At 63.5% G+C, this 25,051-nt stretch carries 22 protein-coding genes; 11 read left to right on the forward strand and 11 right to left on the reverse strand.

Going from position 1 to position 25,051, the window contains the following annotated elements; all coding sequences use genetic code 11:
• Position 1: 1 nt before the first annotated feature.
• Together AC1Q61_RS12800 and AC1Q61_RS12805 are read right to left on the reverse strand one after the other, a co-directional pair.
• Entirely contained in the window at positions 2 to 433 is a 432-nt protein-coding gene (locus AC1Q61_RS12800; protein WP_030535858.1) for a type II toxin-antitoxin system Rv0910 family toxin, read from the reverse strand.
• A gap of 42 nt (positions 434 to 475) precedes the next feature.
• On the reverse strand, positions 476 to 1,666 hold the full coding sequence (locus tag AC1Q61_RS12805) for a lipid-transfer protein (RefSeq protein ID WP_007735955.1): 1,191 nt from the start codon (positions 1,664 to 1,666) through the stop codon (positions 476 to 478).
• Positions 1,667 to 1,768: 102 nt separating this feature from the next.
• On the opposite strand from AC1Q61_RS12805, the gene AC1Q61_RS12810 reads away from it, so the two are divergent.
• Entirely contained in the window at positions 1,769 to 2,452 is a 684-nt protein-coding gene (locus AC1Q61_RS12810) for a TetR/AcrR family transcriptional regulator (protein WP_042453238.1), read from the forward strand.
• Positions 2,449 to 3,000 carry a GNAT family N-acetyltransferase gene (locus AC1Q61_RS12815; RefSeq protein WP_042920618.1) on the forward strand — a complete coding sequence of 184 codons (552 nt, stop codon included), beginning with the start codon at positions 2,449 to 2,451 and terminating at the stop codon, positions 2,998 to 3,000. Before AC1Q61_RS12810 ends, AC1Q61_RS12815 begins: the two co-directional genes overlap by 4 nt.
• On the opposite strand, the gene AC1Q61_RS12820 is transcribed toward AC1Q61_RS12815, so the two are convergent.
• From AC1Q61_RS12820 to AC1Q61_RS12830, 3 genes are read right to left on the reverse strand one after another with little or no spacing between them, the layout of a single operon-like run.
• Positions 2,978 to 4,435, reverse strand: a complete 1,458-nt coding sequence (locus tag AC1Q61_RS12820) for an HNH endonuclease signature motif containing protein (RefSeq protein WP_215515563.1) — start codon at positions 4,433 to 4,435, stop codon at positions 2,978 to 2,980. The genes AC1Q61_RS12815 and AC1Q61_RS12820 overlap by 23 nt on opposite strands.
• Before the next feature lie 35 nt (positions 4,436 to 4,470).
• Entirely contained in the window at positions 4,471 to 5,121 is a 651-nt protein-coding gene (locus tag AC1Q61_RS12825) for a DUF6308 family protein (protein ID WP_042920619.1), read from the reverse strand.
• Complete coding sequence (locus AC1Q61_RS12830) at positions 5,114 to 5,704, reverse strand: hypothetical protein (protein WP_215515562.1); 591 nt, start codon at positions 5,702 to 5,704, stop codon at positions 5,114 to 5,116. The genes AC1Q61_RS12825 and AC1Q61_RS12830 overlap by 8 nt, the downstream gene beginning before the upstream one ends.
• Positions 5,705 to 5,862: 158 nt before the next feature.
• Between AC1Q61_RS12830 and AC1Q61_RS12835 the strand changes: the two genes are divergently transcribed.
• Positions 5,863 to 6,630: an SDR family NAD(P)-dependent oxidoreductase gene (locus AC1Q61_RS12835; RefSeq protein ID WP_003944195.1), complete on the forward strand. Its 768-nt coding sequence runs from the start codon at positions 5,863 to 5,865 to the stop codon at positions 6,628 to 6,630.
• A gap of 55 nt (positions 6,631 to 6,685) precedes the next feature.
• Here AC1Q61_RS12835 and AC1Q61_RS12840 read toward each other — a convergent pair whose 3' ends face one another.
• Together AC1Q61_RS12840 and AC1Q61_RS12845 are read right to left on the reverse strand one after the other, a co-directional pair.
• A complete protein-coding gene (locus tag AC1Q61_RS12840) occupies positions 6,686 to 9,013 on the reverse strand; it encodes a putative bifunctional diguanylate cyclase/phosphodiesterase (protein ID WP_042453249.1) in 2,328 nt (775 codons plus the stop codon).
• A gap of 138 nt (positions 9,014 to 9,151) precedes the next feature.
• The gene (locus AC1Q61_RS12845) at positions 9,152 to 10,708 is read right to left on the reverse strand and encodes a TM0106 family RecB-like putative nuclease (protein WP_073513208.1); all 1,557 of its coding nucleotides are present in this window, start codon (positions 10,706 to 10,708) and stop codon (positions 9,152 to 9,154) included.
• A gap of 124 nt (positions 10,709 to 10,832) precedes the next feature.
• Between AC1Q61_RS12845 and AC1Q61_RS12850 the strand changes: the two genes are divergently transcribed.
• From AC1Q61_RS12850 to cysC, 8 genes are all read left to right on the forward strand, one after another.
• The gene (locus tag AC1Q61_RS12850) at positions 10,833 to 11,486 is read left to right on the forward strand and encodes a DUF6474 family protein (RefSeq protein ID WP_003944178.1); all 654 of its coding nucleotides are present in this window, start codon (positions 10,833 to 10,835) and stop codon (positions 11,484 to 11,486) included.
• A gap of 14 nt (positions 11,487 to 11,500) precedes the next feature.
• A complete protein-coding gene (locus tag AC1Q61_RS12855; protein WP_030535865.1) occupies positions 11,501 to 12,016 on the forward strand; it encodes a hypothetical protein in 516 nt (171 codons plus the stop codon).
• Between the two features lie 52 nt (positions 12,017 to 12,068).
• The gene (locus AC1Q61_RS12860; protein ID WP_003944147.1) at positions 12,069 to 12,743 is read left to right on the forward strand and encodes a YcnI family copper-binding membrane protein; all 675 of its coding nucleotides are present in this window, start codon (positions 12,069 to 12,071) and stop codon (positions 12,741 to 12,743) included.
• Positions 12,743 to 13,261, forward strand: coding sequence for a copper resistance CopC family protein (locus AC1Q61_RS12865; protein WP_003944137.1), 519 nt, complete (start codon positions 12,743 to 12,745; stop codon positions 13,259 to 13,261). Before AC1Q61_RS12860 ends, AC1Q61_RS12865 begins: the two co-directional genes overlap by 1 nt.
• 4 nt (positions 13,262 to 13,265) lie before the next feature.
• Positions 13,266 to 14,207: a copper resistance D family protein gene (locus tag AC1Q61_RS12870; protein ID WP_003944164.1), complete on the forward strand. Its 942-nt coding sequence runs from the start codon at positions 13,266 to 13,268 to the stop codon at positions 14,205 to 14,207.
• 122 nt (positions 14,208 to 14,329) lie between these two features.
• Positions 14,330 to 15,139, forward strand: coding sequence for a trehalose 2-sulfotransferase (stf0, locus tag AC1Q61_RS12875; protein WP_042920623.1), 810 nt, complete (start codon positions 14,330 to 14,332; stop codon positions 15,137 to 15,139).
• Entirely contained in the window at positions 15,136 to 16,050 is a 915-nt protein-coding gene (gene cysD, locus AC1Q61_RS12880; RefSeq protein WP_042920624.1) for a sulfate adenylyltransferase subunit CysD, read from the forward strand. The genes stf0 and cysD overlap by 4 nt, the downstream gene beginning before the upstream one ends.
• Entirely contained in the window at positions 16,050 to 17,930 is a 1,881-nt protein-coding gene (gene cysC, locus AC1Q61_RS12885; RefSeq protein WP_492650892.1) for an adenylyl-sulfate kinase, read from the forward strand. The genes cysD and cysC overlap by 1 nt, the downstream gene beginning before the upstream one ends.
• On the opposite strand, the gene AC1Q61_RS12890 is transcribed toward cysC, so the two are convergent.
• Genes AC1Q61_RS12890 through AC1Q61_RS12905 form a run of 4 tightly spaced genes read right to left on the reverse strand, consistent with a single transcriptional unit; the run spans position 17,927 to position 24,906 of the window.
• Positions 17,927 to 19,297, reverse strand: coding sequence for a sulfatase family protein (locus AC1Q61_RS12890; RefSeq protein ID WP_003944134.1), 1,371 nt, complete (start codon positions 19,295 to 19,297; stop codon positions 17,927 to 17,929). The genes cysC and AC1Q61_RS12890 overlap by 4 nt on opposite strands.
• A 56-nt stretch (positions 19,298 to 19,353) precedes the next feature.
• Entirely contained in the window at positions 19,354 to 22,551 is a 3,198-nt protein-coding gene (locus tag AC1Q61_RS12895; RefSeq protein ID WP_215515560.1) for a carboxyl transferase domain-containing protein, read from the reverse strand.
• Entirely contained in the window at positions 22,548 to 24,245 is a 1,698-nt protein-coding gene (locus AC1Q61_RS12900) for an AMP-binding protein (RefSeq protein ID WP_136473368.1), read from the reverse strand. Before AC1Q61_RS12900 ends, AC1Q61_RS12895 begins: the two co-directional genes overlap by 4 nt.
• Before the next feature lie 25 nt (positions 24,246 to 24,270).
• A complete protein-coding gene (locus tag AC1Q61_RS12905) occupies positions 24,271 to 24,906 on the reverse strand; it encodes a TetR/AcrR family transcriptional regulator (RefSeq protein WP_118604957.1) in 636 nt (211 codons plus the stop codon).
• Positions 24,907 to 25,051 lie beyond the last annotated feature (145 nt).

Raw genomic sequence — 25,051 nt, forward strand, 5'->3', positions numbered from 1 at the left:
GTTACCCGACCAGCTCGGCGAACTTGGCCAGCGAGGCCTCGAGATCAGCCTTGGCGTTCTTGGCAACTGCCTTGCCGATCGGCCCGACGATCATGGTGCCCTTGAAGCTGGCGTCGACGGTTGCCTTCGAACCCGCACCGTCGGCCTCGACCGAGAGGATGAATTCGACGGTGACGCCGGCCATTCCGGTACCGGCAATCTTGACCATCTTCGGAACCTCGACCTCTTCGACGGTCCACTCGATCTTGTTGGCCATACCCATCACGGAGACGACCTCGGTGAACTTGGCGCCCAACGCGACCTCGGTGGGGAGTTCACTCTTCCAGCCCTGGTGAATGGTGAGCCACTCTTCCCAGCGAGACAGATCGGAGAGCGCATCCCAGGTCTTCTCGGGGGATGCGGGCAGTACGGCGGAGACGGAAACGGAAGCCATGATGAAACTCCTAGTGGGTAGCTGGCGGGTTGAGGGTGTGATTCAGCGTGCGTAGGGCTTGTATGCGGTCACGACAACTGCACCGCCGAGTCCGATGTTGTGCTGGAGGGCGACCTTCGCGCCGTCGACCTGACGCTTGTCCGCGGTTCCGCGGAGCTGCCAGGTGAGTTCGGCGCACTGCGCGAGGCCTGTTGCTCCGAGGGGGTGGCCCTTCGAGATGAGGCCGCCGGACGGGTTGACCACCCAGCGTCCGCCGTAGGTGGTGTCGTCGGCGTCGACGAGCTTGCCGCCGTCACCTTCGGCGCACAGTCCAAGTGCCTCGTAGGTCAGCAACTCGTTGGTGGAGAAGCAGTCGTGGAGTTCGATGACGTCGACGTCGTCGGCGGTGATCCCGGCCTGGGCGTATACCTTCTCGGCGGCCTTGCGGGTCATGTCCGCGCCGACGAGGCTGATGGCGCTCTTGTCCTCGAAAGTGCTGTTCATGTCGGTGACCATGGCCTGTCCGACGATCTCGATCGCCTGAGCAGCGAGCCCGTGCTTTTCGACGAATGCTTCGCTGGCGATGATCGCCGCGCCGGATCCGTCCGAGGTGGGCGAGCACTGGAGCTTGGTGAGCGGCCCGTGAATCTGGCGTGCTTCGAGGATCTGCTCGAGGGTGTACTCGTCCTGGAACTGGGCGTACGGGTTGTTCAGCGAGTGCTTGTGGTTCTTGACGGCGATCTTCGCGAACTGCTCGGCAGTGGTTCCGAAGCGTTCCATGTGCTCGACGCCCGCGGCGCCGAACATGTACGGAGCGGGCGGCATCGCGAACTCCTGCAGCTCGGCGAGAGCGAGGAGGTGCCGCATGAGGGGCTGTTCTCGGTCGTCGTAGGTGGATCCGAGGGACCCGGACTGCATCTTCTCGAAGCCCAGCGCGAGTGCGCAGTCGGCCTGACCACTCTTGACCGCCTGCGTGGCGAGGTAGAGCGCGGTCGATCCCGTCGAACAGTTGTTGTTGACGTTGACGATGGGGATACCCGTCAGACCGAGCTCGTAGACAGCGCGCTGACCTGCGGTGGACTCGCCGTAGACGTAGCCGACGTATGCCTGCTCGACCTCGGTGTAGTCGATACCCGCATCTTCGAGCGCCTTGGTACCCGACTCGCGTGCCATATCCGGGTAGTCCCACTCGCGGGCTCCCGGCTTCTCGAACTTCGTCATGCCGACGCCGACGACAAAAACCCTGTTACTCATTGCCACTCCTGAAGAGAACGGTATCTGTGTGTGACACGCTGTCCCACCAAAGTATGTGAGACATCTTGTCCAGTCAATGGCGGGGTGAGTATCGTTCGATTTATGACAAAAACAGCCGAGTCGGCGCAGCCCGACGGGCGCAGCACTCGCTGGAACGATCACAAGGAGCAGCGCAAAGCGCGGATCCTCGACGCAGCACTCGATGCAGTCAACGAAGGTGGCGCCGACGTCGGCGTCCAGCAGATCGCCGAGCGCGCCGACGTCCCCCGCTCTGTTGTCTACCGGATTTTCAAGGATCGAGCCGACCTCGACGAGCAGCTGCGAGTCCGCATCCTCGAGATGATGATGACCGACCTGGCCCCCACTCTCACGCCGCAGGGCACCGTCGGCGAGGCCATCTCACGGGCCGTCGAGACCTACCTCCAGTGGATTGTGAAATATCCACGACTGCACCACTTTTTAGGCAAGGGCTCGCCGAGTACGCGGGCCACCGGTTCGAAAGTGGTGACCGGAACCAAGACGGCAATCGCCGTCCAATTGGGAAATTTGTTGGGCACGATCCTCACCAGCCGTGGCAAACCGTCGAAGATGGCTGAGCCCTTGGCTTTCGGCGTCATCGGATTGGTCGACGTCAGCGTCAACCGTTGGCTCAGCCAGCCGGGTTCCGATGTGACCAGTGCGGAATTGGCCGAATTCCTCGAACGCTCCATCTGGCAAGTCCTCGACGGCAATCTCCGGAGCATCGGTGTCGACATAACGCTGTCGACCCCCATCGCCGACCTGTGACAGTCACCGAACTACCCTGGACACTCGACGGACGGGGACTTCAACTGATCCAGGTTCCATCACTCGCCGTGCACGCACTGGGTGAAGACAACGCCACTCTTGCAATGGAACTCGCACCCAACCTCCTGACCCCGTATCTCCTCGGCGAAGAATGCCAGGGCTTGTGGCGCTACCGGAGCAAGCAGATAGCAGAGAATCCCCTCGACAGCGCGTGGATCACCCGCATCGCAGTCGATGCCTGCACCTCGACGCCGGTGGGGTTGGCCGGATTCCACGGTCGCCCCGATGCGCGCGGGATGGTGGAGGTCGGATATCGCATCGACCCGGCGTTCCGGCGTCAGGGCTACGCACGAACCGCCCTCGAGATACTTCTCGACGTCGCGAGTCGCGAATCCGAAGTACACACCGTTCGAGCGACCATCAGTCCGGACAATGCCGCCTCTCGAAACCTGATCAGCCAGTACGGTTTCAACGAAGTCGGTGAGCAGTGGGACGAAGAAGACGGTCTGGAGACCATCTTCGAAGTCAGTGCCTCTCCGGAACCGTGACCGCCGTCAACCCGCTGGTTTTATCGGTCCAGTGAATGGCACGGTCCTCCAGCATCACCGGTGTCCACAACCTGTATGTCTTCACCTGATGGTGATGACGACACAGGCATTGGAGGTTGCTCGCAATGGTCCACCCACCGCGTCTCGGATCGGAAGGATCGAACTCGGTGATGTGGTCGAGTTGGCACCTGTTCGCGGGCACCGAACAACCAGGGAACCGGCAGTGACCGTCGACGGCCCGCACCAATGCGGCCAGAGCCGCTCCCGGAGCATAGGTCAGCGCGCCGGGAGGCGGATCGGGTTGGGTGCCATGCCCATCCGATCTTCGAACGATGTCCGGTGATCGCGCGACCAACCGTTGCATTGCCCGAATCCGATCCCCGCAGCCGTTCGGTTCGCGACTTGGGCGATCACGTCGGGTGACAAGCGGCAGGACAGTCGGAGCATGCTGCCGACGCGGTCGGTTCCCCGCGGCCTGGGCGCGGAAATCAACGAACAAGGCCTGCCAGGTGGAATCAGCGGCGAGCTCGCGAGCAAAATCAGGATCGATCGGCCCGTATCCGTCGATGCTCGCGGGATCTGACATCAATCCGAGGAGCGTCGCCAGATCACACACGATGTGCAACAACGGCTTCCGACGTGAGGATGCAGTCGATCGAGCTGCTGTGGATGCTGCCTCGCACGTTTCGCTGCCACACTGACAAGTCAGCCCCTGTTCGCCGTGCAGCAGAGCGACCAGTGCGTCGGCCCTACGGGTCGAGACATTTCGTGGATCGTGGTTGCAGACGCTTCCGGCGGCCTCGTTGATTAGGCCAAGCGCTTCGACGGCCTCGGTCGCGCTGAGTGTTGCCTGCAACTGGGCGAGTCCGTGACGGTCTGCTCGCGTGCGAACATCGCGGTGTTCCAGCATCTTCCGGCGACGTTCGGCGGCAGCATCCGGATCGTAGGCAAAGAGCTGGCGCTCGATGTCGCGCTCCAGTTGCCCGGGCGGAAGACGGTGCGCCGAGGCAAGTACCCGGCGCTCGAGTGCTGCGATCGCCTCGGGGTCGACCCCGGTGAGTCCGTCGACAATCTTGCGCACACGCGCATAGTCCAGCTCGCCGGCAGCGAAGGCGACCTTGGTGAGCGGAAGGAACTCCCGTAGGGCATCACCGATCTCGATGTGGACTTCGGCAGTACGACGCGAGCACGTGAGCATGACCGCGATCTCGTTGCATGCGATCCGCCACGCCTTGTCGACATCACCGGACACGTCGAGTTCGGCGTTGAATCTCGACTCCGACAACATGGATGCACCGAGCACCTTTTGCGCGGCTAGCATGTTCTCGCTCTGCGCCGTCGCAAAGAGCATGTCCGGCAACACGAGTGGGTCGACGACAGGACGGCCGTCATCGACGGATGTGCCCACACCGCCCGTCGATCCGTTATCGAACATACATTCGACAATAAACCCACCCACCGACAAGAAAGCTAGAGTGCCGGTTTGTATCCCTTACCCTGCATCCACGCCAGCACGTCCAACACCCTGATGACCGGAACGGATTCGTCGAGACCTGCTCGTGCACGTAGATCGAGGAGTCGACTCTGCAACTCGTCTTCCCGCATGGCTACGCGAACGGGTTCCAGGTGGGCCGACTTCGTTCCCAACTCCCGCCCGACGACGTCGTCGTAGATCGGGAAGAGTCGCGGACGCTTGCGCGCGATCAGTTTGGACGCCATGGTTCGCCCGACACCGTGAATCTCTCGAAGCGCCGTCTCCAACCGCCACACCGGAGATTCCGGAGTGAAGGGATCGGGTTCGTTCGACAGATCGCGATCCGGGCCCACGTCCGCCAGGAGTCGGTTCAGTTCGGCATTGTTCTCCCCGAGCAGGAAGAAGGCTCCTTGCGCCGGAACCTGAACCGACAGAAGCGTCACCGCAACAAGATCTTCCGCGGTGAAGATGTTCGCATCACGATCGCGATTGCCACTGGGATCCCAGGAATCCCACAACGCACCGGTTCGGAGATAACCGGTCTTTCGGAGCGGCCTCGTGAAATATTCCTGCAGCACGTCGACCGCGCCGTCATCGTCCCCGTCTCGCAGCACACGCGGGAGTCGGATGGGCAACTGATCAACCATGGTCGAGCGACCTTTCCAGTACATATTTGGCGAACCCGGAGTTGTGATATTGCCGAAATGGACCCTTGCCCTTGGCAACAAGATGCTCTGCGAGCGGACGAACCGTCGTCATGTCGACGGGCAGTTGAGCAAACTGTTCCAACGCATCCGAGTCCTCGAGACTGCAGTCGATCACGGTCCCGTCGCCGTCGGCGGACGCCAACTCGGTGCGTCTGATGGCGACCAGATCGTGCTTGGCGTCGAGTTCTTCGATGCTGCATCCGGTTCGCGATTCCAGTGCCGAACTGGATACGTACACGGACATGACGTGCTCGATCGGCTTACCGCCGACCAGATGGCACTCGACGCTCAGAATCTCCATCGGACCGATATTGAGCGTGAACAAGCGATGGCGCTCCGCGGATCGGTTGGTCGACGGCAGGCAACTGATCGTCCACTGTTCGATCTCGACGGCGGCCGGAGCGTCGAACGCGTAGGAGAGAATCTCGGCAATCAGCTCGGCAAGATCTTCGAAGAGCGGGTCGCGCTGCAACCGCTCGAAATTCTCGACAGAAGCGGCGGGACGCACAGGCGCCTTGCTCACGCAGGTCCCCTCTCGTCCGGTGCTTTGCTCTCAGACCTCGCGTCCAAGGTACCCAGCCCTACGCGGGTCTCGCGCGTTCGCCCTCACATACACCCTCGCGTTATGGTTCTCGACACGTACCACCGCCTTACCGATCGCTAACTCGAGGAGCACACGAAGTGGAAATCAAGGGAACCGCAGCACTGGTCACCGGAGCGGCATCAGGCCTCGGCGCCGCAACAGCCAAGCGCCTCGCCGACGCCGGCGCTACCGTCTTCGGCCTGGATCTGCCCGCGTCGATCGAGCGCGCAGGCGACAACGTCCCCGCCGGCGTCACCCTCATCCCCACCGACGTGACCAGCGGCGAAGAGGTCGAAGCAGCGATCAACCAGATCGTCGAGTCGGGCTCCCCGCTGCGCATCGTCGTCAACTGTGCCGGTGTCGGCTGGGCCGGACGCATCCTGTCCAAGAAGGGTCCGCACGACCTCGAGCTGTTCCGCACGGTCATCACCGTCAACCTGCTCGGCACCTTCAACGTCATGCGCCTGGCCGCCGACGCCATCGCCAAGACCGAGGCCGTCGACGAGTCGGGCCAGCGCGGCGTTGTCATCAACACCGCTTCCGTTGCTGCCTTCGAAGGCCAGATCGGCCAGATCGCGTACTCCGCCTCCAAGGGCGGCGTGCACGGCATGACGGTTCCGGCTGCCCGTGACCTTGCGCAGTTCGGCATCCGCGTCAACACGATCGCTCCCGGCATCATCGACACCCCGATGCTCGCAGGCGTCACCGACGAGTACCGCAAGGGCCTCGAGGCCGGCGTTCCGTTCCCGTCGCGCCTGGGCCAGCCGTCCGAGTACGCGCAGCTCGCGCAGATGATCGTCGAGCACGACTACCTCAACGGCGAGACCATCCGCATGGACGGCGCACTGCGCATGGCGCCGCGCTAACCTCCCTGCTGTGCGCCTTTATTAACCGCCCACGGTTAATAAAGGCGCACAGTTGTCAGAACGAATGAAAATACCCACCGTTGGAGTGGGCAGTTGCGCTGAGGTACTCGGCCACTTCCTTCGCCGGCATCGGTCGGCTGACGTAGTAACCCTGAACCAATTCGCAACCGGCGGTAAGCAAGAGCCTCAGCTGGTCGGCCGTCTCCACGCCTTCCGCCAATGACTGCATACCGAGCGCCTTCGCCACCTCGACCACCGAAGTGACAACTGCCGAATCACCCTCGCTCAGTTCGGTGATGAACGACCGGTCGATTTTCAGAATGTCCAACGGCAGTTTCTTCAAACTCTCGAAAGACGAATAGCCGGTTCCGAAGTCGTCCAGGGCAATCGCAATTCCGGTGGCACGCAGGCGATCCAACTCGGCGACGGCAAGCTCCTCCACTGCTCCCGTCTCTGTGATTTCCAGCTGAAGCCGTTTGCCGGAAAGACCGCTTGCCTCCAGCGCATCGTTCACGGCCGATCCGAACCCGGACGACATCAGTTGCACCGGAGAGACGTTCACCGTCACGTAAGTGTCGTCGGGCCACGTCGCGGCTTCGGCGCACGCCATGTTCAGTACCTGAAGCCCCAGAGGGACTATCAGGCCGGTCTCCTCCGCGACATCGATGAAAATGTGCGGTGCAAGCACGCCCCGCACCGGGTGATTCCAGCGAAGCAGTGCCTCGAAACCCTCGACGCGGCCGGTGTCCGCACGAACCTGCGGTTGGTAGTACAGCTCGAACTGCCGAGACTCGATCGCAAGCCCAAGTTCTTGCAGGGCCGATGCTCGCTCCCTGGCCCGCGCCCGCAGCACCGGTGAGTATCTTCCTACCCGGTTCTTGCCGGCGGATTTTGCCGCATACAGCGCCAGGTCGGCGGACATGACAAGCGTGTCCGCATCTTCGGAATCCGCGGGTGCGCCGGCATAGCCGATCGATGCACGAACCTCGATGCGATTCCCCCGCACGTAAAACGGCTCACGCAATGCATCCAGATAGCGAGCGAACACCTCTCCGCCGTCCCCTGTTCCCCGCAAGACGACGCCGAATTCGTCACCACCGATTCGCGCACACATGGCGCCGTCGACCACCCGATTGAGCCGTGCAGCAACGGAAATCAACAATTTGTCACCGACAGGGTGCCCTAACGTGTCGTTCACCGACTTGAAATTGTCCAGGTCGAGGATTCCGACAAGGACTTCCTCGCCGGTTCGGACGGTGCCGAGCGCGTCGGACAGCTCCGAGCCGAACGTCCGGCGATTCGGGAGCCCGGTCAGTCCGTCGGTTGCAGCAAGCCACAAAATTCGCCGCTCGTAGTTGTACTTCTCGGTGATGTCCGAGCCCACGCCTCGCCAACCCACGAACTCCGTGGCCTCGGATAGCCTGGGATGACCCGACAGAGACCACCATCGGTCGACGCCGTCGACACGAACGGGAATGACGACCTCTCGAAACGGCATGAGGCGGTCGAGGTGATCTCCGATGACCTGGACCGCGGCTCGGCCACTCTTCGTCGAACCCACGTCGAGCCGATCCAACAATCCGCGCAGCGACAGGGTTCGCAAGTCGGAGACGGGAACTCCCGAGATCTGCGACAGCCGAGCGGAGGTGTGCGACAACGTCCCGGTGGTGTCGACTTCCCACAGCCAGTCGCGTGACCCACCCTCGAAATCGTCGAGAAGCAAACTGACCGTCTGGCGCTCGGCAGCAGCCTCGAACTCGGCAAGACAACGACTTCGGAACGACGCCCAGAGGTACACGACGCCGATAATCAGTGTCACCGAGTACACGACCAACTGGAACGAGAGGACAGCGTATTCCGTGGTTCTCTTGGGCAGGATAACGACGAGCAATCCGATGCTGTGCACCAGAATCCACGCTACCGCTATCGACCGAACCGTCGACAATGCTACGGCGCCGGCACCCATGACTCCGGCGAATGTCGCTAGAAGCACAAGCTTTCGCGAGTTGTCCGTCACGGGAAGCATCGCGGCGGCGAGAACGACAAGCAGAAGCCCGAGCAGGATCACCTCGAGCATGAGCGCCCAGTAGTCGTACTTCGTCGTATGTTTGGGCGTGTACCGGCCCTTCAGGACGACTCGCGGTATCCAGACGCGCACCGAATTGAGGACGACCAAGAAGGCCGCAGAACCCCAGATCACCCGAAACTCGTTGTGACCGGGGGGTACGACATACACAAGCAAAGCGCACACGCTGAGTACATTGACCATGTTGGCCAGTGGCGCGACCGTCGTCACCTGCAGTATCTGGCGTGCGAAGAGGTCGCGCCGCTCGACGTCAGACAGTTCGGCGTCGCTCGCACTCGAAGTCAGCCTGCTCAGCATGCAACACCCTCCATCGTGGAGCCGACCAGATGAAGGTAGCGCGGATGCGGGTTCCGGACACACGATGACGAGAAACTACGAGTTGAAACATACTGTTAAATAGGATGTTTCAGACAATCGCGACAGAACGGATCAGCGCTACAACTCGGAAGCCAGCGGAATTTCCTTCTCCGCGCGGTCGGTCATCCACTCACGGAGGACCTTGGTGGCAATGACGTCGTCCTCGTTGTACTGCAGGATGCGTGTCCGCTGCGTCTCGTCCGGCTCACCGTCGTAGCCAACCGCCTCGCGGTACCACGCCATCGACGCTTCACCCCCGGCCTCGGCGTCACGCCAGTTGAAGCCGGCGACGGGCGCAATCTTCTTGAGCCCCTTTCCGTTCGGGCAGATGAACTGATCACTCACTGCTTGATAGATGTCGACCCACTGCGGACTGTCGATGAACTCGCGGATCTCGTCCTTACTCGGAATCCCGGGTTCACCGGCAAACCTGCGCGCCGAGTCCAACAACCACTTGTCCTCGGCTGAACGCGAATAACAGTATGCGGCAAAGGTTTTACCCGAAGCAGCGGCCGCGGCACGCTCCGCCATCAGCCAGCCCCAGAACTCTGCGAACGACCGCGCCTCGTCACGCGTCGGCAGCGGATCCCACGTCGCAAATCCTCGATACATCGAGAAGCCGCCGACATTGAGCAACGTCCCCCACAGGTACGCGCCGTGCTCCTGATAGCTCTCCATGTCGACGTCGATCTCGATGTCCGCCCGAGTCACCGAGATCTTCTCGAACCGCCGCACCAACGGAGCATCTGCCAACCACGCCTTGGCGATCACGACTGCGTCGTCGAAATTTCCGTGCGGCCAATCCTCGAGCGGCTCACCGTCCCAGGCGGCCAGCTGATCGATCGTGTTGCAGCCGACGTCGCGCAGAAGCTCGGCCCGCGATCCGACAGCCACGAGGCTGACGTCGCGGTTGCGGACCAATTCCTGCTTGCATTCGGTCCACCACGGGCACGACTTGCACTCGCTCACCTGTGACGGAGACGTCAGCACCTCACCGCGGGCCACAGCGATACGGTCGGCGAAACGCTCGTCGTAATCGTCGAGAATCGCGCTGAGGTCGTGGACGAGGATGCAGTCTCCGTTGTATCCGATCGCGCCTGCCGTCAGCGACGGGCTCGCCAGCCCACGACGCTCGAGCATCCGATAAACCTGCGCGACGCGCATCTGATCGCGGACCTGACTGCGGACCTTGCGTTTGGGATCGACCGCGGGCTCCCATTCGAAGAGCCCCGAGGTGATCGCGCCCTGACCCGGATCGGTCACCTTGTGATTGACGACAATGACGGGGATGTACCCGCCGCCCTCGTCGTCACGGATGAGCATTTCGCAGCGGCCCTTGCGTCCGGTGTCGCGCTCGACCGGCAAGACCGCGCCCCAGATCCGGTCCGCGCCGGCCTCACAGGCAGCCAAGGTGTCGCGAGCCTGAGCCGACGCCGATTGGTCGGGGTTGATCTTCACCCAACGCTCGGGAGCAGCACCGATCACGAGTTCGGCGATCTCCGCGCGCTTCGCGATCGCGGCATCCTGGCGCTGCTTGACGCCGGTGTCGACGGGTTCCGAAGCCGATTTCCCGGGAAACAACCCGTCCAGACGCACCCGATGACGGCATCGGGTCAACGCCCCCGAATCGATGATCGGGAGCTGGGGCGCGGGGTTGTTAACGGAACACACGATGACGAAGATTATGTGCTCCCCTAGGCTGAAGCCGAAGCGCAGGTACCTGGCAACACACAAACACCTGGAAACGGGGTCCTTTTCGATGGGGTTGTTCAAGAAGCGAAAGTCTCGTGCCACCCGCAAGGCGGAGGCAAAGGCTCTCAAGCACAAGGCTGAGGTCGAGGCGAAGCTCAACGCCAAGAGCCAGCGTAAGCGCGACAAGGTCGAGACCAAGTCGCTCAAGAAGCTGGAGAAAGCCGAGATCGAGTCACAGCACAAGATCGAAAAGGCGCAGATCGCGACCCTGAAGGCGCAGGAGAAGGCCGCTGCGAATCAGGGCCTGACCGTCGCCAAGGTGCGTAAGTACCTGGGAGTGGCACGTCTGCTTGCCCCCGTTCTCCTGCCGATCGCCTACCGCGCAGCCACGGCGGTGCGCGCCCAGCTCGACACCACGCGTGCACAGAAGATGGGCATCGCCGTCGACCAGCTCGGTGACTACACCGGTCACGGCGCGAAGTTGAGCGCTCGTATCGCCGGCGCCGAGAGCTCGGTCACCGAGATCCTCAGCCGCAAGCCCGACGACGCGGAGACGCAGCGTTTCGCCGCCGCCATCCGTGAGCGCCTCGGCGACCTCAGCACGGCAGTTCGCGCTGCCGAGCAGATGCCGCAGGCTCGCCGTAAAGCAGCTCACCAGGCGATTTCTTCCGAACTCGACGGCGTCGAAGCAGATCTGCTCGCACGTCTCGGCGTGCGCTAGACCTGAGAACGCCAGTGAGAGCAGCCGAGCAGACCGCGACCCTCCGGGGGACAGCTGTCGGTTCCGCTTCGGCTGCTCTCGCTGTCGCCGCGCACGGGATCGGCGGAGGCGAGCTGCCACAGTCGTCGTCGCTGACCCTGCTGCTCGCCGTCTGCGCAACCGTCGGCGCCGTGACGGCCACCCTTCCCGCCCTCTCTCGGGGGCCCGCTGCCTTGATCGTTGCTCTGGGTCTGGGTCAGCTCGCCGCGCACACCACCATGACGCTCTCCGAGCACGCTCATTCGCCCGCTCCGGGATTGGTGATGCTCGGTGCTCACGCCAGTGCCACCGTCGCTTGTGCGGTGGCGGTCCTGGCCGCCGAGCGCCTCTACCGAGTTGTCACCCACGCTCTCCACGTCGTCCTGGCGTCTCTGGCTCCCGCCGCTGTCACTTCCCGCGGCCACACCGTCTCGACCGGAATCCATCACGGACCTGTCGACGCTCTACTTCGCGCCAGCATCTCGCGGCGCGGTCCTCCTGCCCTGGTCTGAAGATTCGTAGAACGCCCCACCCCTTCACCAGACCAAGAGGACACTTCCCGACATGAAGAACACCCTGATTTCGCGCGCGGTTGTCACGACCGTCGCTACCGGCAGCGCCGTGCTGCTGGCCGCCGGAATTGCTTCAGCACACGTCAGCGTCGTCGCACCAGGAGCTGCGCAGGGCGGATACTCCGTTCTCACGTTCCGCGTGCCCACCGAATCCGACACCGCTTCGACCACCAAGCTGACGGTGGCGCTCCCCGACCTCAAGTCGGCACGCACCGAACCGATGCCCGGCTGGACCGCCGTCGTGGAGAAGGACCCCACCTCGTTGGTCGCCAAGTCCGTGACGTGGACCGCCGACCCCGGCGTCGGAATCGCCCCCGGCCAGTTCCAGCAGTTCGTCCTTTCTGCCGGCCCGCTGCCGGAGCAGGACGAGGTCGAGTTCAAGGCCGTCCAGACGTACAGCGACGGCAACGTCGTCAACTGGGATCAGGAAGAGCTTGCCGACGGCAGCGAGCCGGACAAGCCCGCCCCGACGCTGACTCTCGCCGCGTCCACCGGCGATGCCCACGGAGCCCCCTCTGCCGATAACACTGCCGAGACGTCCGCCGCATCCGAAGCCTCTGACTCTTCGTCGGACAACACCGCCCGCTGGCTCGGCGGCGTCGGCCTGGTGCTCGGCGCGTTGGGCGCTGCACTCGGCCTCGGCGCACTGGTCAGGAGCAAGCGCTGATGAGTACCCGGATCAAGGTCATCGCCGTCGGCATGCTCGCGATGCTGGCCACGATGCTCGGAATGGGCACGGCCAGTGCACACTCCGCGGTCGTCGGCTCCAACCCGGAAAACGGTGCGTCCATTCAGGTTGCGCCTGACACGGTTTCGGTCACGTTCAACGAGGCTCTGCAGGCGCAGTTCGCGGCGCTGACCGTCACCGGTCCCGACGGCAACCTCTGGACCAAGAGCGATCCGTCCGTCGAAGGACCCACTGTCAGTGCAGACCTCGGCGATCTCGGGCCGACCGGCGTCTACACCATCGCGTACCGCGTCACCTCCGCTGACGGTCACCCCGTCAACGGAACCCTGACGTTCACCCTCACCGAGGCGGGGTCGGGCACTCCCGGCGCTGCCGCCGCGTCGAGTACGGGTGAGTCGGAGTCCGGCAGCATGCCGGTGTGGATCTTCATCGTCGCCGGCGTCGTCGTGTTCGGCGGTGCGCTGTTCTTCGTGCTCCGTAAGCCGAAGTCGAGCTGATCGCGTGACGGGTACGGCAAACAGGTGGTGGTTGCTGTTTGCCGTACCCACAGCTCTGCTGGGAGTCCTGATCGCCTGGGGCCTCGCCAGCCCGTCGGGACCCGAATCGTCGAGCACGGTCCGCGTTCTCGCGATCGGATGTGGTTCGTTGACGCTCGGCATCGCGACGCTCGCCTGGATGGGCCGCAGTGAACGCCGCCCGGCAACAACCCCCGCCGTCATGTGGACTCAGCTCACCGCGGTGGCAGCAGTGTGGCTCGTCGCCGAGATCACGCTCCTCGTGCTCAATGCCGCAGCGGCCGACGGCGCCCCGGTCACCTCGCTGACCATCGGGCACTTCGGCGCATTCGTCTCCGAGGTCAACGTCGGCCGCGTCGGCGTCGCGATCATCGCGTGCGCGTTTGCCGTCGTCTGTTACGGCATCTACGGATTCACCAATCCCGAGACGGTGCCCGTCGCACCGGCATTGGTCGTCTCCGCGTTGGCGCTCGCTGCCCGCCCGATCACCGGGCACATGGCGCAGCAGAGCTTCGGATCGATCCTCGACGCCGTTCACGTCCTCGCTGCGGCCTTGTGGTTCGGCGTGCTCGCCGCACTCGCGCTTGCCGTACCGTCGCGCGGTGCCTGGGCGATCTGGTTGCCCAAGTACTCCGCTCTCGCCTGGCGATGCGTCCTCGCGCTGGTCGTCACCGGTATCGTCAACGCCGTCGTGCGACTCGACTCACTCTCCGCCTTCTACGACACCGCATACGGTCGGGTGATCCTCGCCAAGATCGTGGCGATCGGACTGCTCGTCGCCCTGGGATGGTGGTGGCGCCGGACATGGGTGGTCGCGAGCGCTGCACACCGCATGAGTTCGGACGGATCCCTGCGTCGCGCCATCGGTGAAGTTGTCTTCATGGCCATCGCATTCGGGCTTGCCGCGGCCCTTGCGACAACTGCGTAAGACGTGCCTCAGCGCGACATTTCGTGACCCGCACATTTAACGTTTCACGTCGAGATTTAACCTCTGCGTGAGTTTATTTTCCCAGCTTGCGGCGGTTTCCGGCCCCCCTTAGCGTTGCTCGCATGACGGAGGCCCAACGCTCGTTTCTCGTCTGCGCTTCGCAGCGCAGCGGCAGTACTTTGCTGGTCGAATCCCTGCGAGCAACCGGGGTCGCGGGCGAGCCGGAAGAGTTCTTCCAGTACCTCCCCGAGACCTCGCGATCGCCGCAACCGAGGCAGTGGTTCGAAGACGTCACGGACGAGTCCGTCCTGGGTCTGCTCGCCCCGTTCCACCCGGGCACGCCGGACACTCGCACCTCCGAACAGTGGCGCGCACAACTTCTCGAACTCGGCCGAACCCCCAACGGAGTCTGGGGTGGCAAGCTGATGTGGAACCAGACGCCGCTCCTACTCGATCGCGCGGCCGGATTGCCCTGGCGCAGTGGGACGGACCTACGTTCTGCACTCCACGACACCCTCGATCACGACCTGCAGTTCATCCACGTCTATCGAGAAGATGTCGTCGCTCAAGCTGTGTCGATGTGGCGCGCCGTGCAGACACAGGTTTGGCGCGACGACGCGACTCCACCGAATCTCTCGGACGGTGCGCAGTACAACGCAGTCGGAATCGCGCACCTGGTGACGATTCTCGGTGAGCAGGAACGCCAATGGAAGCGCTGGTTCGAGGAAGAGGACATCTCTCCCATCGAAGTCGGGTTCCGCGATCTCACCGAAGACCCGCAGTCCGTGGTCGCAAAAACCCTCATCTCCCTCGGCCTCGACGGACAACTGGCCCCGCCACCGCCGCTGCGTCGTCAGAGCGACGGACGATCCCGCGAATGGGTGCAGCGTTATCGCATCGACGCCGAACAGAACGGATATCCCGTCACATGAGCACCGTCACCGATGTCGTCGACGAACTCCGAGTTCTCGAATCCGAAGCGGTTCACATCATTCGAGAAGTGGTGGCAGAACTCGAGAGACCGGTACTGCTCTTCTCGGCCGGCAAGGACTCGATAGTCCTGCTTCGTCTGGCCGAGAAGGCGTTCCGGCCCTCCCCACTCCCTTTCCCGGTCCTGCACGTCGACACCGGTCACAATTTCGAGGAGGTCATCGAATTTCGCGACCGTCGAATCAAGGAGGGCGGGCACACACTTCTGGTTGCTTCCGTTCAGGATTCGATCGACCAGGGCAGAGTGCAGGAGTCGACCGAGACCGGCGGATCGCGAAACCGCCTGCAGACCAGAACCCTGCTCGACGCTCTCGAAGCTGGAAGGTTCGACGCCGCGTTCGGTGGCGCCCGCCGGGACGAGGAACGTGCGCGCGCCAAGGAAAGAGTCCTCAGCTTCCGTGACGAGTTCGGCCAGTGGGACCCGCGAGCGCAACGGGCCGAACCGTGGTCGCTCTACAACGGTCGGATCAGACGCGGCGAGTCCGTTCGTGTCTTCCCGCTGAGCAACTGGACCGAGCTCGACATCTGGCGCTACATAGCCCAGGAGGAACTGGAACTGCCGTCCATCTATTTCGCGCACCAGCGGAGGGTATTCGAGCGCGACGGAATGCTCCTCGCTGCTTCCGAATTCAGCACCGACGCCGAGAACGCCGCGGCAACGACCGAGTGGGTGCGATATCGAACCGTCGGCGATCTGACCATCACCGGCGCCGTTCGATCGCACGCCACCACTATCGACGACGTCGTCACCGAAATCTCGGCCGCGACGGTTTCCGAACGAGGCGAGACTCGCGCAGACGACCGAACGTCGGTCGCCGCGATGGAAGACCGAAAGCGTGAGGGCTACTTCTGATGACGACCACCATCACTCGCCAACTCCTGCGACTGGCCACGGCGGGTAGCGTCGACGACGGCAAGAGCACGCTGATCGGCCGACTGTTGCATGACACCGACAGTCTGCCAACCGATCACCTCGATTCCGTGACCGACGAGCACGGTGTCGCCGACCTGGCTGCACTCTCCGACGGACTACGTGCCGAGCGTGAACAGGGCATCACGATCGACGTCGCGTACCGATTCTTCTCCACTCCAACCAGAAGTTACGTACTTGCCGACACCCCGGGGCACGAACGCTACACGCGCAACATGTTCACCGGAGCATCCAACGCTCACGTAGCGGTCCTGCTGGTCGACGCGAGGACCGGCGTGCTGCGTCAGACCCGTCGGCACGCCAGAATCGCCGCACTGCTCGGTGTTCCGAACCTTGTAGCCGTGGTGAACAAGATCGATCTGGTGGACTTCGACGAAGCGAGATTCGCTCAGGTGCAGGAAGAATTGCGGGCCTTGGCACGGCAAGTCGGACGCGAGGACGTACTCGCCATACCGGTCTCCGCGAAAGCCGGCGACAATGTCGTGACGCGGTCCGAGAACACCGCGTGGTACGAGGGGCCGACGCTCCTCGAGTACCTCGAAGGCGTCGAACTCCATGCGCCCGCGACCCACATCGAGGAGCTTCGACTTCCCGTGCAATGGGTTTCGCGCCCCGATCCGCAGAATCGTCGCCGGTACACCGGCCGGATCTCGGCAGGCACACTGAGCGTCGGAGACGAGGTAGTGGTCCTGCCGTCCGGATCGAAGAGCACCGTGATCAGTCTGGACACTCTCGACGACAACCGCAGTACTGCCGTTGCACCACTGTCGGTTTCGGTGGAACTGGCCGACGACATCGACGTCGGACGTGGCGACGTTCTGGTCAGTGGCGGTGCGCAGGCTCATTTGCCGGTTCTGGCCCGAGAACTCGAAGCCACCATCTGCTGGTTGTCCAACACACCGTTGCGCGCGGGCGATCGGATAGCGCTCAAACACACGTCCCGGACCGTGCGAGCGACCGTCCAAGAACTGCACACCCGTCTCGATCCTGAAACGCTCGACGAGCAGGACAGCCCAGTCGAATTGGGACTCAACGACATCGGAACGGTCACGCTCCGAACCAGTTCCGTGGTGGTCGCCGACACCTACGACCACAATCGGGACTCTGGCGCCTTCATCCTGATCGACGAGCAGAGCAACGACACCGTCGGCGCCGGCACCATTCTCGAACCACGCGTCGTCGTTCCCGGCGAGCAGACCCGCAACGACATCAAGTGGCATCCGTCCTCACTCGAACGTCAACGGCGATGGGCGTCTACCACCCAGAGGGGCGCGACGATCTGGCTGACCGGCCTTCCTGCCTCCGGAAAATCCACCGTCGCAGTCGCTGTCGAACGTGCGCTCGTCGACGCGGGACGCACCGCGTATCTGCTGGACGGTGACAACGTCCGCCACGGTATCTCCGACGATCTCGGGTTCTCGCCGGGAGACCGAGCCGAGAACATCCGACGCGTCGGGCATCTCACTCGACTGTTCGCCGACGCCGGCGTCGTGGCGATCGCGTCGATGGTTTCGCCGCTGCGTTCGGATCGAGCAATTGCGCGCGCTCTCAACGAAGCTACCGGACTCACCTTCCTCGAAGTTGCCGTCACCACTCCCGTCGAAGAATGCGAACGTCGAGATCCCAAGGGCCTGTACGCACGTGCGCGGGCGGGTGAACTGAAGGGGCTCACCGGAATCGACGCGCCTTACGAGACGCCGGAGGACCCGGACCTGGCATTCGACACAACCGGCGCTGACATCAACGAACTGGTCGAGCGGGTCATCGCATTGTTGGAGGAGCGCGAGACCGCAAAGCCCTAGGGGTTTTCGGTGTCCGACTCGAGGTAACCGCGGTCCGCACTGTAGGCGGACCGCACGTTGGGTCGGACACCGATCTTCTCGAGGTACGCCGCCATGCGGTGCACCGCCATCGCGCTTCCCAATGCCTCGTCCGGGAGACGATCATCGGTTTCGGCGCGCCACGTGTGAAGCTGCGAGGACAATTCCGCCTGTATTGCCGAGACTTCCGGTCGATCGATCAGATTGATCTTCTCGTCCGGGTCGGCACGGAGGTCGTACAGCTCCCGGGGTGCGCGTACCGCCAGATGCTCGGTGCCGAGCGCCTTTCCGGAAAGACTGTCCTCGATGTCGAGCGGTAGATCCAGAGCGGGGCGGACGGCGTAGTTCTCGATGTAGCTGTAGTCCTTGGTGCGCACCGCACGAATGGGATCGAAGCTGTCGTGAAAGGTCTTCTCCGTGAACAAGGAGGTACGAACGGGTTCGGACGGTTCGGTTCCACGGTCGACGAGGGCATCGGCGTGCGAGCGCCCTTCCACCTCGGTGGGGACGTCGATTCCGAGCAGATCGAGAATGGTCGGAACGAGGTCCACACCGCTGAACAGTGTCTCGTATTCCTTTCCGCCACTGCGATACCGCGCGGGAGGCCGAGCGATCAAGGCAATACCGGTGCCCGGGGCGTAGAGCGTCGACTTGGCGCGCGGGAACGCCGCGCCGTGATCAGTGAGGAAGAAGACCCAGGTGTTCTCGTCGAGCCCCTCTTCCTCGAGGGTCGCGAGCAGTTCCCCCACCGCGGCGTCGGCCACCTCTACGCTGCCGTGGAATTCGGCCAGATCCTCGCGCACCTGTGGCACGTCCGGAAGGTATCCGGGGACCTCCAGGGCTGCGGTGTCCGCCGGGGTATAGCGATCGGCGGGGTACGGGCGATGCGTTTCGAAGAATCCCGTGGTGAGCAGGAACGGCTCGGGCGGGAAGCGTCGTAGCCAGTTCTGGGCACGCGGAACCACGTAGTCGCAGAACGAGTTGGTGACGTCGTACTCGTGATAGCCCAGTCGCTTCGGATACGCAGTCTCGTGCTGCATGCCGAACAGCGAGGTGTACCAACCGTTGTCGGAGAGGATCTGCGGGAGCGTCTGCACCTCCGCGTGGTACTCCCAGCCGTGGTGCGCCAACCCGATCAGACCGTTGTTGTGCGGATACCTGCCCGAGAAGAGCGATCCGCGCGAAGGCGAGCACAGCGGCGCCGTCGCGTGTGCGTCGGTGAACCGGATGCCTTCTGCCGCCAGTCGGTCGAGATGGGGGCTGTTGACCCCGGCGACACCGTAACTCGCGAGGTGTCGCCCCAGGTCGTGCCAATGAATGATCAGGACGTTATCTCGCGCAGCCGACACGTGGGCAAGGCTAGTTGCCCCGCCCACGTGCGGCAACAGCTCGAATCAGCAGGATCTCAACTGTTTCTGCCGAGTTGTCTGATCCATCCACGGGTATCGGCCGGGTCGATGACGTCGTCCAGTTCGAACGTGGTCGCCGCCATCAGCGCCTTGCCCTGTGCGTAGGCCAGTTCCACGAACTGACCGAACAGCGTTTCCCGAGCCACCGGATCTTCGACGGACTCGAGTTCCTTGCGGAAACCGAGACGCACAGCACCTTCCAGACCCATCGGCCCGATCTCGCCCGTCGGCCACGCGACCGTGAACTCGGGGGCGTGGAAGGAACCACCGGCCATTGCCATGGCGCCCAACCCGTAACCCTTGCGCAGGATGATCGTTCCGAACGGCACGGTGAGGCGAGCACCGGCAACGAAGAACCTGCCGAACCTTCGAACCGTCGCTTCCTCCTCCGAATCCGGGCCCACCATGAATCCCGGTGTGTCGCACAGCGTCACCAGAGGGATGCGGTGCGCTTCGAGCAGTTCCAGGAAATCCGAAGCCTTGTCCGAGGCTTCCGCGTCGATCGCGCCGCCGAGATGCTCGCTGCTGTTCGCCAGCACACCGTACGGAACTCCTTCGACACGAACGAGTGCGGTGACTACACCGCGTCCGTAGTCTCGACGCAGTTCCAGGACGCTGTCGACGTCCGCGATTGCGTCGATCGCTCCACGAACGTCGTACGAGCGCAGGCGATTCTCCGGCACCACATGCCGCGAGAGCCGCGGATCCGGAGCCGTCCATTCTCCGCTCGCACCCTGGAAGTAGCCGAGGTACTGCTTGGCCAGCGCCACCGCATGAGCGTCGTCGTCAGCGACCAGGTGTACGACGCCGTTGCGGCGCTGAACGTCGATCGGGCCGATGTCCTCCGGGCGAAAGTTTCCGAGCCCGCCGCCCTCGACCATGGCAGGACCACCCATCCCGATGTTGGCGTCCGGTGTCGCGATCAGGACGTCGCACGCGCCGGCCAGGGCCGCGTTGCCCGCGAAACAGCGCCCCGACACGACGGCGACCATGGGCACCCGCCCGCTCAGCGCCGCCATGGCGCGGAAGGTTCCCAGCTCGAGGCCCGCCCCGGCGCCGGCGTCGGTGTCACCGGGGCGACCACCGCCGCCTTCCGCGAACAGCACTACCGGAACTCGCTTGCGATCGGCGATCTCGAGCAGGCGGTCGGTCTTGGCGTGATTGCGCATGCCCTGGGTACCGGCCAGCACCGAGTAGTCGTACGAGATCACGACGCTCTCGCCGCCGCTGATGGTCGCGACTCCGCCGATCAGTCCGTCAGCAGGAGTGTTGGCGATCAGGTCTTCCTCGCTTCGCCGACTGCGCTGCGCTGCCAACGCGAGAGCGCCGTACTCGACCAGGCTGTCGCCGTCGACCAGGTCGTAGACGTTCTCGCGAGCAGTCCGCCGCCCCAGCTTGTGGCGTTTCGCCACTGCCGCGGGCCGCGCCGCGTCCAGGGTCATCTCGTGGCGAGCGATGATTTCGGCGAGGTCGGGACGTACGTCGTCGAGGTCCACCTCGTCGACCTCGGCGAGCTTCGATCCCGCGCTCGCGCTACGGACGACGAGCAACGGTTCGCCCGCACTCACCGATCTCCCCGGTGACGACAGGACCCGGACCACTTCGAGGTCACCGGGCGCCGAGAGAACATGCTGCATTTTCATCGCTTCGAGGACGGCAACCTGGCCACCCGCATGGACGCCGTCACCGACTGCGGCAAGTTCGACGACGATTCCCGCCATCTGTGCACGGACCACGTCCTCGTCCGGCGCGATGTCAACACTCGCGGAGGGTGTTTGTGGGTCCGCTTCGGGAACGAGGTCCGCCAATCGAGAACCCAACCAGTCGACGTCGACCAGGCCGTCGCGGAAGTCCTTGTCCGACAGTATTGCCTGCAGGAATTCGAGGTTGGTCGCCACGCCGTCGATGGTGAACTCATTCAGAGCAGCAATCGACTTGCGCACCGCGGCAGGAAAATCCGATCGACGCGTGTGGGTGACGACCTTCGCCAGCAGCGAATCGTAACGCGCACTCGGCGAGAGTCCGACCGTACCGAAGGTGTCCACTCGCACGCCGGGTCCGCCCGGAGGAGTGAAGTTGTCGAGCGTGCCCGACGAGGGCAACGCATTGCCGTCCGGCGTCATGGTTTCCATGTTGACGCGGGTCTGGATCGCGATTCCCGAAGCGTTTGCCACGGATCCGACTGTCTCCGAGCCCTTCTCGACAGCGATGATCCCTGTTGGCAGGTCCAGGTTCTCGAACGGAACTCCGTCCGCGATCGCGAGCTGCACGGCGACGAGGTCGACTCCGGTGACCTCCTCGGTCACCGTGTGCTCCACCTGAATTCGGGGATTGACCTCGAGGAAGACGAAGCCGCGTTCCTCGACGAGGAACTCGACCGTCGCGATGCCGCGGTAGCCGACCTCGGCGCACAGCCTCGCCGCCGCAGCGTGAAGACGCTCGCGCAGGGCCCCCGACAGCCCCTGCGCGGGCGCAACCTCGATCAACTTCTGATGGCGACGTTGGACGCTGCAATCGCGGTCACCCAGAGCGAGCGCGTGGGTTCCACCTTGCCCCGGTGCCGCCACGATCTGCACTTCGATGTGCCGAGCGTGCTCACTGAGTACCTCGGCGAACAGTGCCGAACTGCCGAATCCCGACTGGGCTTCGGCCGCACACACACGGTACGCGTCGTCGAGCGCTTTCGGGTCACGCACCGCGCGCATGCCGCGGCCACCGCCGCCGCTGAGCGCCTTGATCATGATGCCGCGGGAGTTGCGCTCGAAGAATTCACGCACCTCGTCGAGGTCGGCGTTCGCCGATGTCGACGGCAGGACCGGCACTCCTGAGTCGACCGCCGCGGTGCGGGCACTGGCCTTGTCGCCGAAAGTCCGGAGAACCTGGGCGTCCGGGCCGACGAAGACGATGCCCGCCTCTGTGCACGCCTGCGCGAATTCGGCATTCTCACTGAGGAATCCGTAGCCCGGGTGCACGTGCGTGGCGCCCGTTTCGGCCGCGATCTTCAGCAGTGCGCTCTGATCCAGGTACGCGGATGCGCCCGACGCTCCGAGCGGCACCGACTCCGTGGCCGCCGCGACGTGCGGACTGGACGCGTCGTCCTCGGCGTACACCGACACCGTCTCGATCCCGAGTTCACGGGCAGTTCGAATGATCCGCAGCGCAATTTCGCCGCGGTTCGCAATCAGCAGTCTCACTTGTCCCCCTGAGTGCGCTCGAACAGATCGCCCTTGCGCACCTTTCCTGTCGCTGTCATCGGAAGCGCCTCGAGCACTTCCACTTCGGGCACCTTGTACGTGGCCATGTTCTCCTTCGCCCACGAGACGATCTCGTCGGCCGCAGTGTCGGAACCCTCGACCAGTTGGACAAACGCAAAAGCCACCTGCCCCTTGTCCGGGTCCGGTTTCGGCACCACCGCAGCCTTTTCGATCGCCGGGTGCAGCATGAGCAGCGCTTCCACCTCGGAGGGAAAGACACTCATGCCGTTGGTCTTGATCATTTCCTTGTTCCGCGCCAAATAGTGCAAACCGCCACGCTCACTGAACTTTCCGACGTCACCGGTCTGCAGCCAGCCGTCACGGATGGCGTCGGCGGTGGCCGCCTCGTTGCGGTAGTACGCGGAAAGGATGGACGGGCTGCGCACGATGATCTGCCCGTGCTCGCCGACGGGCACCGGCCTGCCGTCGTGATCGACGATCAGAACGTCGGTGCCGGGCACCGGAATTCCGCAGAACACCGGCTCGCTTTTCAGGTCGTAGTCGCCGTCCTGGAAGCCGAGGGTGATCGTGTCCGCGGTGTGGGTTTCGGTCATGCCGTAGCTCGCTTCGCGCAGAACGCCGCCTGTAGCCTCGCGCCACCGCTGGCGCGTGGCCGGATCGAGTTTGAGAACGAACGAAACTGCCATGACGTTCTGGAGTGTCGAGAGATTTCGCTCCGCGAACCCTGGCGTGTCCATCAGTTCGACGTAATTGTCGACAGTTCCGACCAGCGAGGTCACGCCGTAAGCCTCGACAGCGTCGAGCGTGGTCTCCGCATCCCAACGATTCAGCAGGACCACGGTTCCGCCGTTGACGAGCGGAACCAGGATGCCGAAGTCCTCACCTGCGATCCAGAAGATCGGCAAGAACACCAGGGACACCGGCGGATTGGCACCCACCTGGTCACCGCCCGCAAGCGTCGCGGTGGCCGCGGTGTAAACCATGTGGCGCTGAGTGTGCTCACAGCCCTTGGGCATTCCCGTCGTTCCGCCCGTGTAGTTCAGGGCGGCGAGGGAATCGAGTTCGGTGGCGACAGGAGTCGCCCGCTCACTGGTGATGATCGACTGCCAGTCGCTCAGGCGCGGATCGTCGACCTCGAAGGGCAGTTCGACGGTCGGGATCGCCGTCAGCATGTCCGACACTGCAGTCTTCGCGACGTGTTCGAGTGGAGTCTGTGAGCGAACCTTCTTCACCAACTTCGAGAAGGTGTTCTGCGTCAGTAGGACCTTGACGCCGGCATCGTTGAGTTCGTGAATCAATTCATGTTCACGGAAGAGTGGATTGATCGGCACGTGAACCGCACCGACCTTGAGAATGCCGAGCATCGCGATATGGAACTGAGGGCAATTGACCAGGTGAACGCCGACGCGATCGCCGCGTTCGACTCCGAGTGACAGCAGCCATCCGGCAAAACGATCCGAAAGCTCGTCGTATTCGGAATACGTGATGACCCGGCCGTAGAAGACGATGGCGGGAGTATCCGGCCGCTCGATCGCCCAATGCCGCGAGTAATCGACAAGTCCCCCACCTTCGAGCGGATACTCGACGGCGCGGGGAATGCCGGCGGGCCAATGCGCTTGTTGCAGCGCAGAGATCTCCGCCAGAGCCGCTTCGAGCACGTCTTGTTCTGCCACCGATCACTCCATTCGTAAAAGAAATCTATTTCGACTCTTCGAACCCGATCAACCGCTCGGACACCGTCGTCATATCTGCAATGAACTGGTTCTGCTCTTCGACACTCGCCTTACTCAGTCGTGCTCCACCGGCCATCTGTGCGTCCGAGATCATCTGAACGAGCACCGGGGGCGAAACACAGGGATCTACGTCGTGAACCTGTCGAATCCGTTCGACAAACCGGACGTAGCGGCTCACGAGCTTTTCGCGAACCGCCGACCAACTGCGCTCGACCTCGGAATCCACCCGCGCCCGATGCTCGATCACCGCGAGCAGGTCACCGTAGGTGTACACGGCCGTGATGAACGCCGACGTGGTCGTTCGGAGAACTTCGCGTAGATCCTCGGCCGCCGGGCCCTCCATGTGCTGAGCGTCGAGGAAGCGTCGGCACATCATTTCGGCGACGGCGCGGAAGACCTCGTCCTTCGACGAGAAGTACGCGTAGAAGGTCGCCCGGGACACATCAGCCCTGGTCGTGATCGTCTCGACCGTCACGGCGTCGTATCCGAGTTCGCCGAAGCAGAGGGCAGCGGTGTCGAGCAGTCCGGCACGGCGTGGACCGTCGCCGAGTTTGCGGGCTGTCCGCGCTCGCTCCTGCGTTTCACTGGTGGTCACCGTCACAGTGTGTGTTGACGTTGACGTCAATGTCAAGAATCGCGAGCCCGGCGCCCCACTTCGGCTTTTTGTTCGGGTCACCCTTTCACACCCCGCATATCGGGTGTAAGACTCTGCCTCTAATGTTTTTCGCCTTTCCCAGAAGGAGTCA

The organism is Rhodococcus sp. MPR-R1B (genome assembly GCF_058793255.1).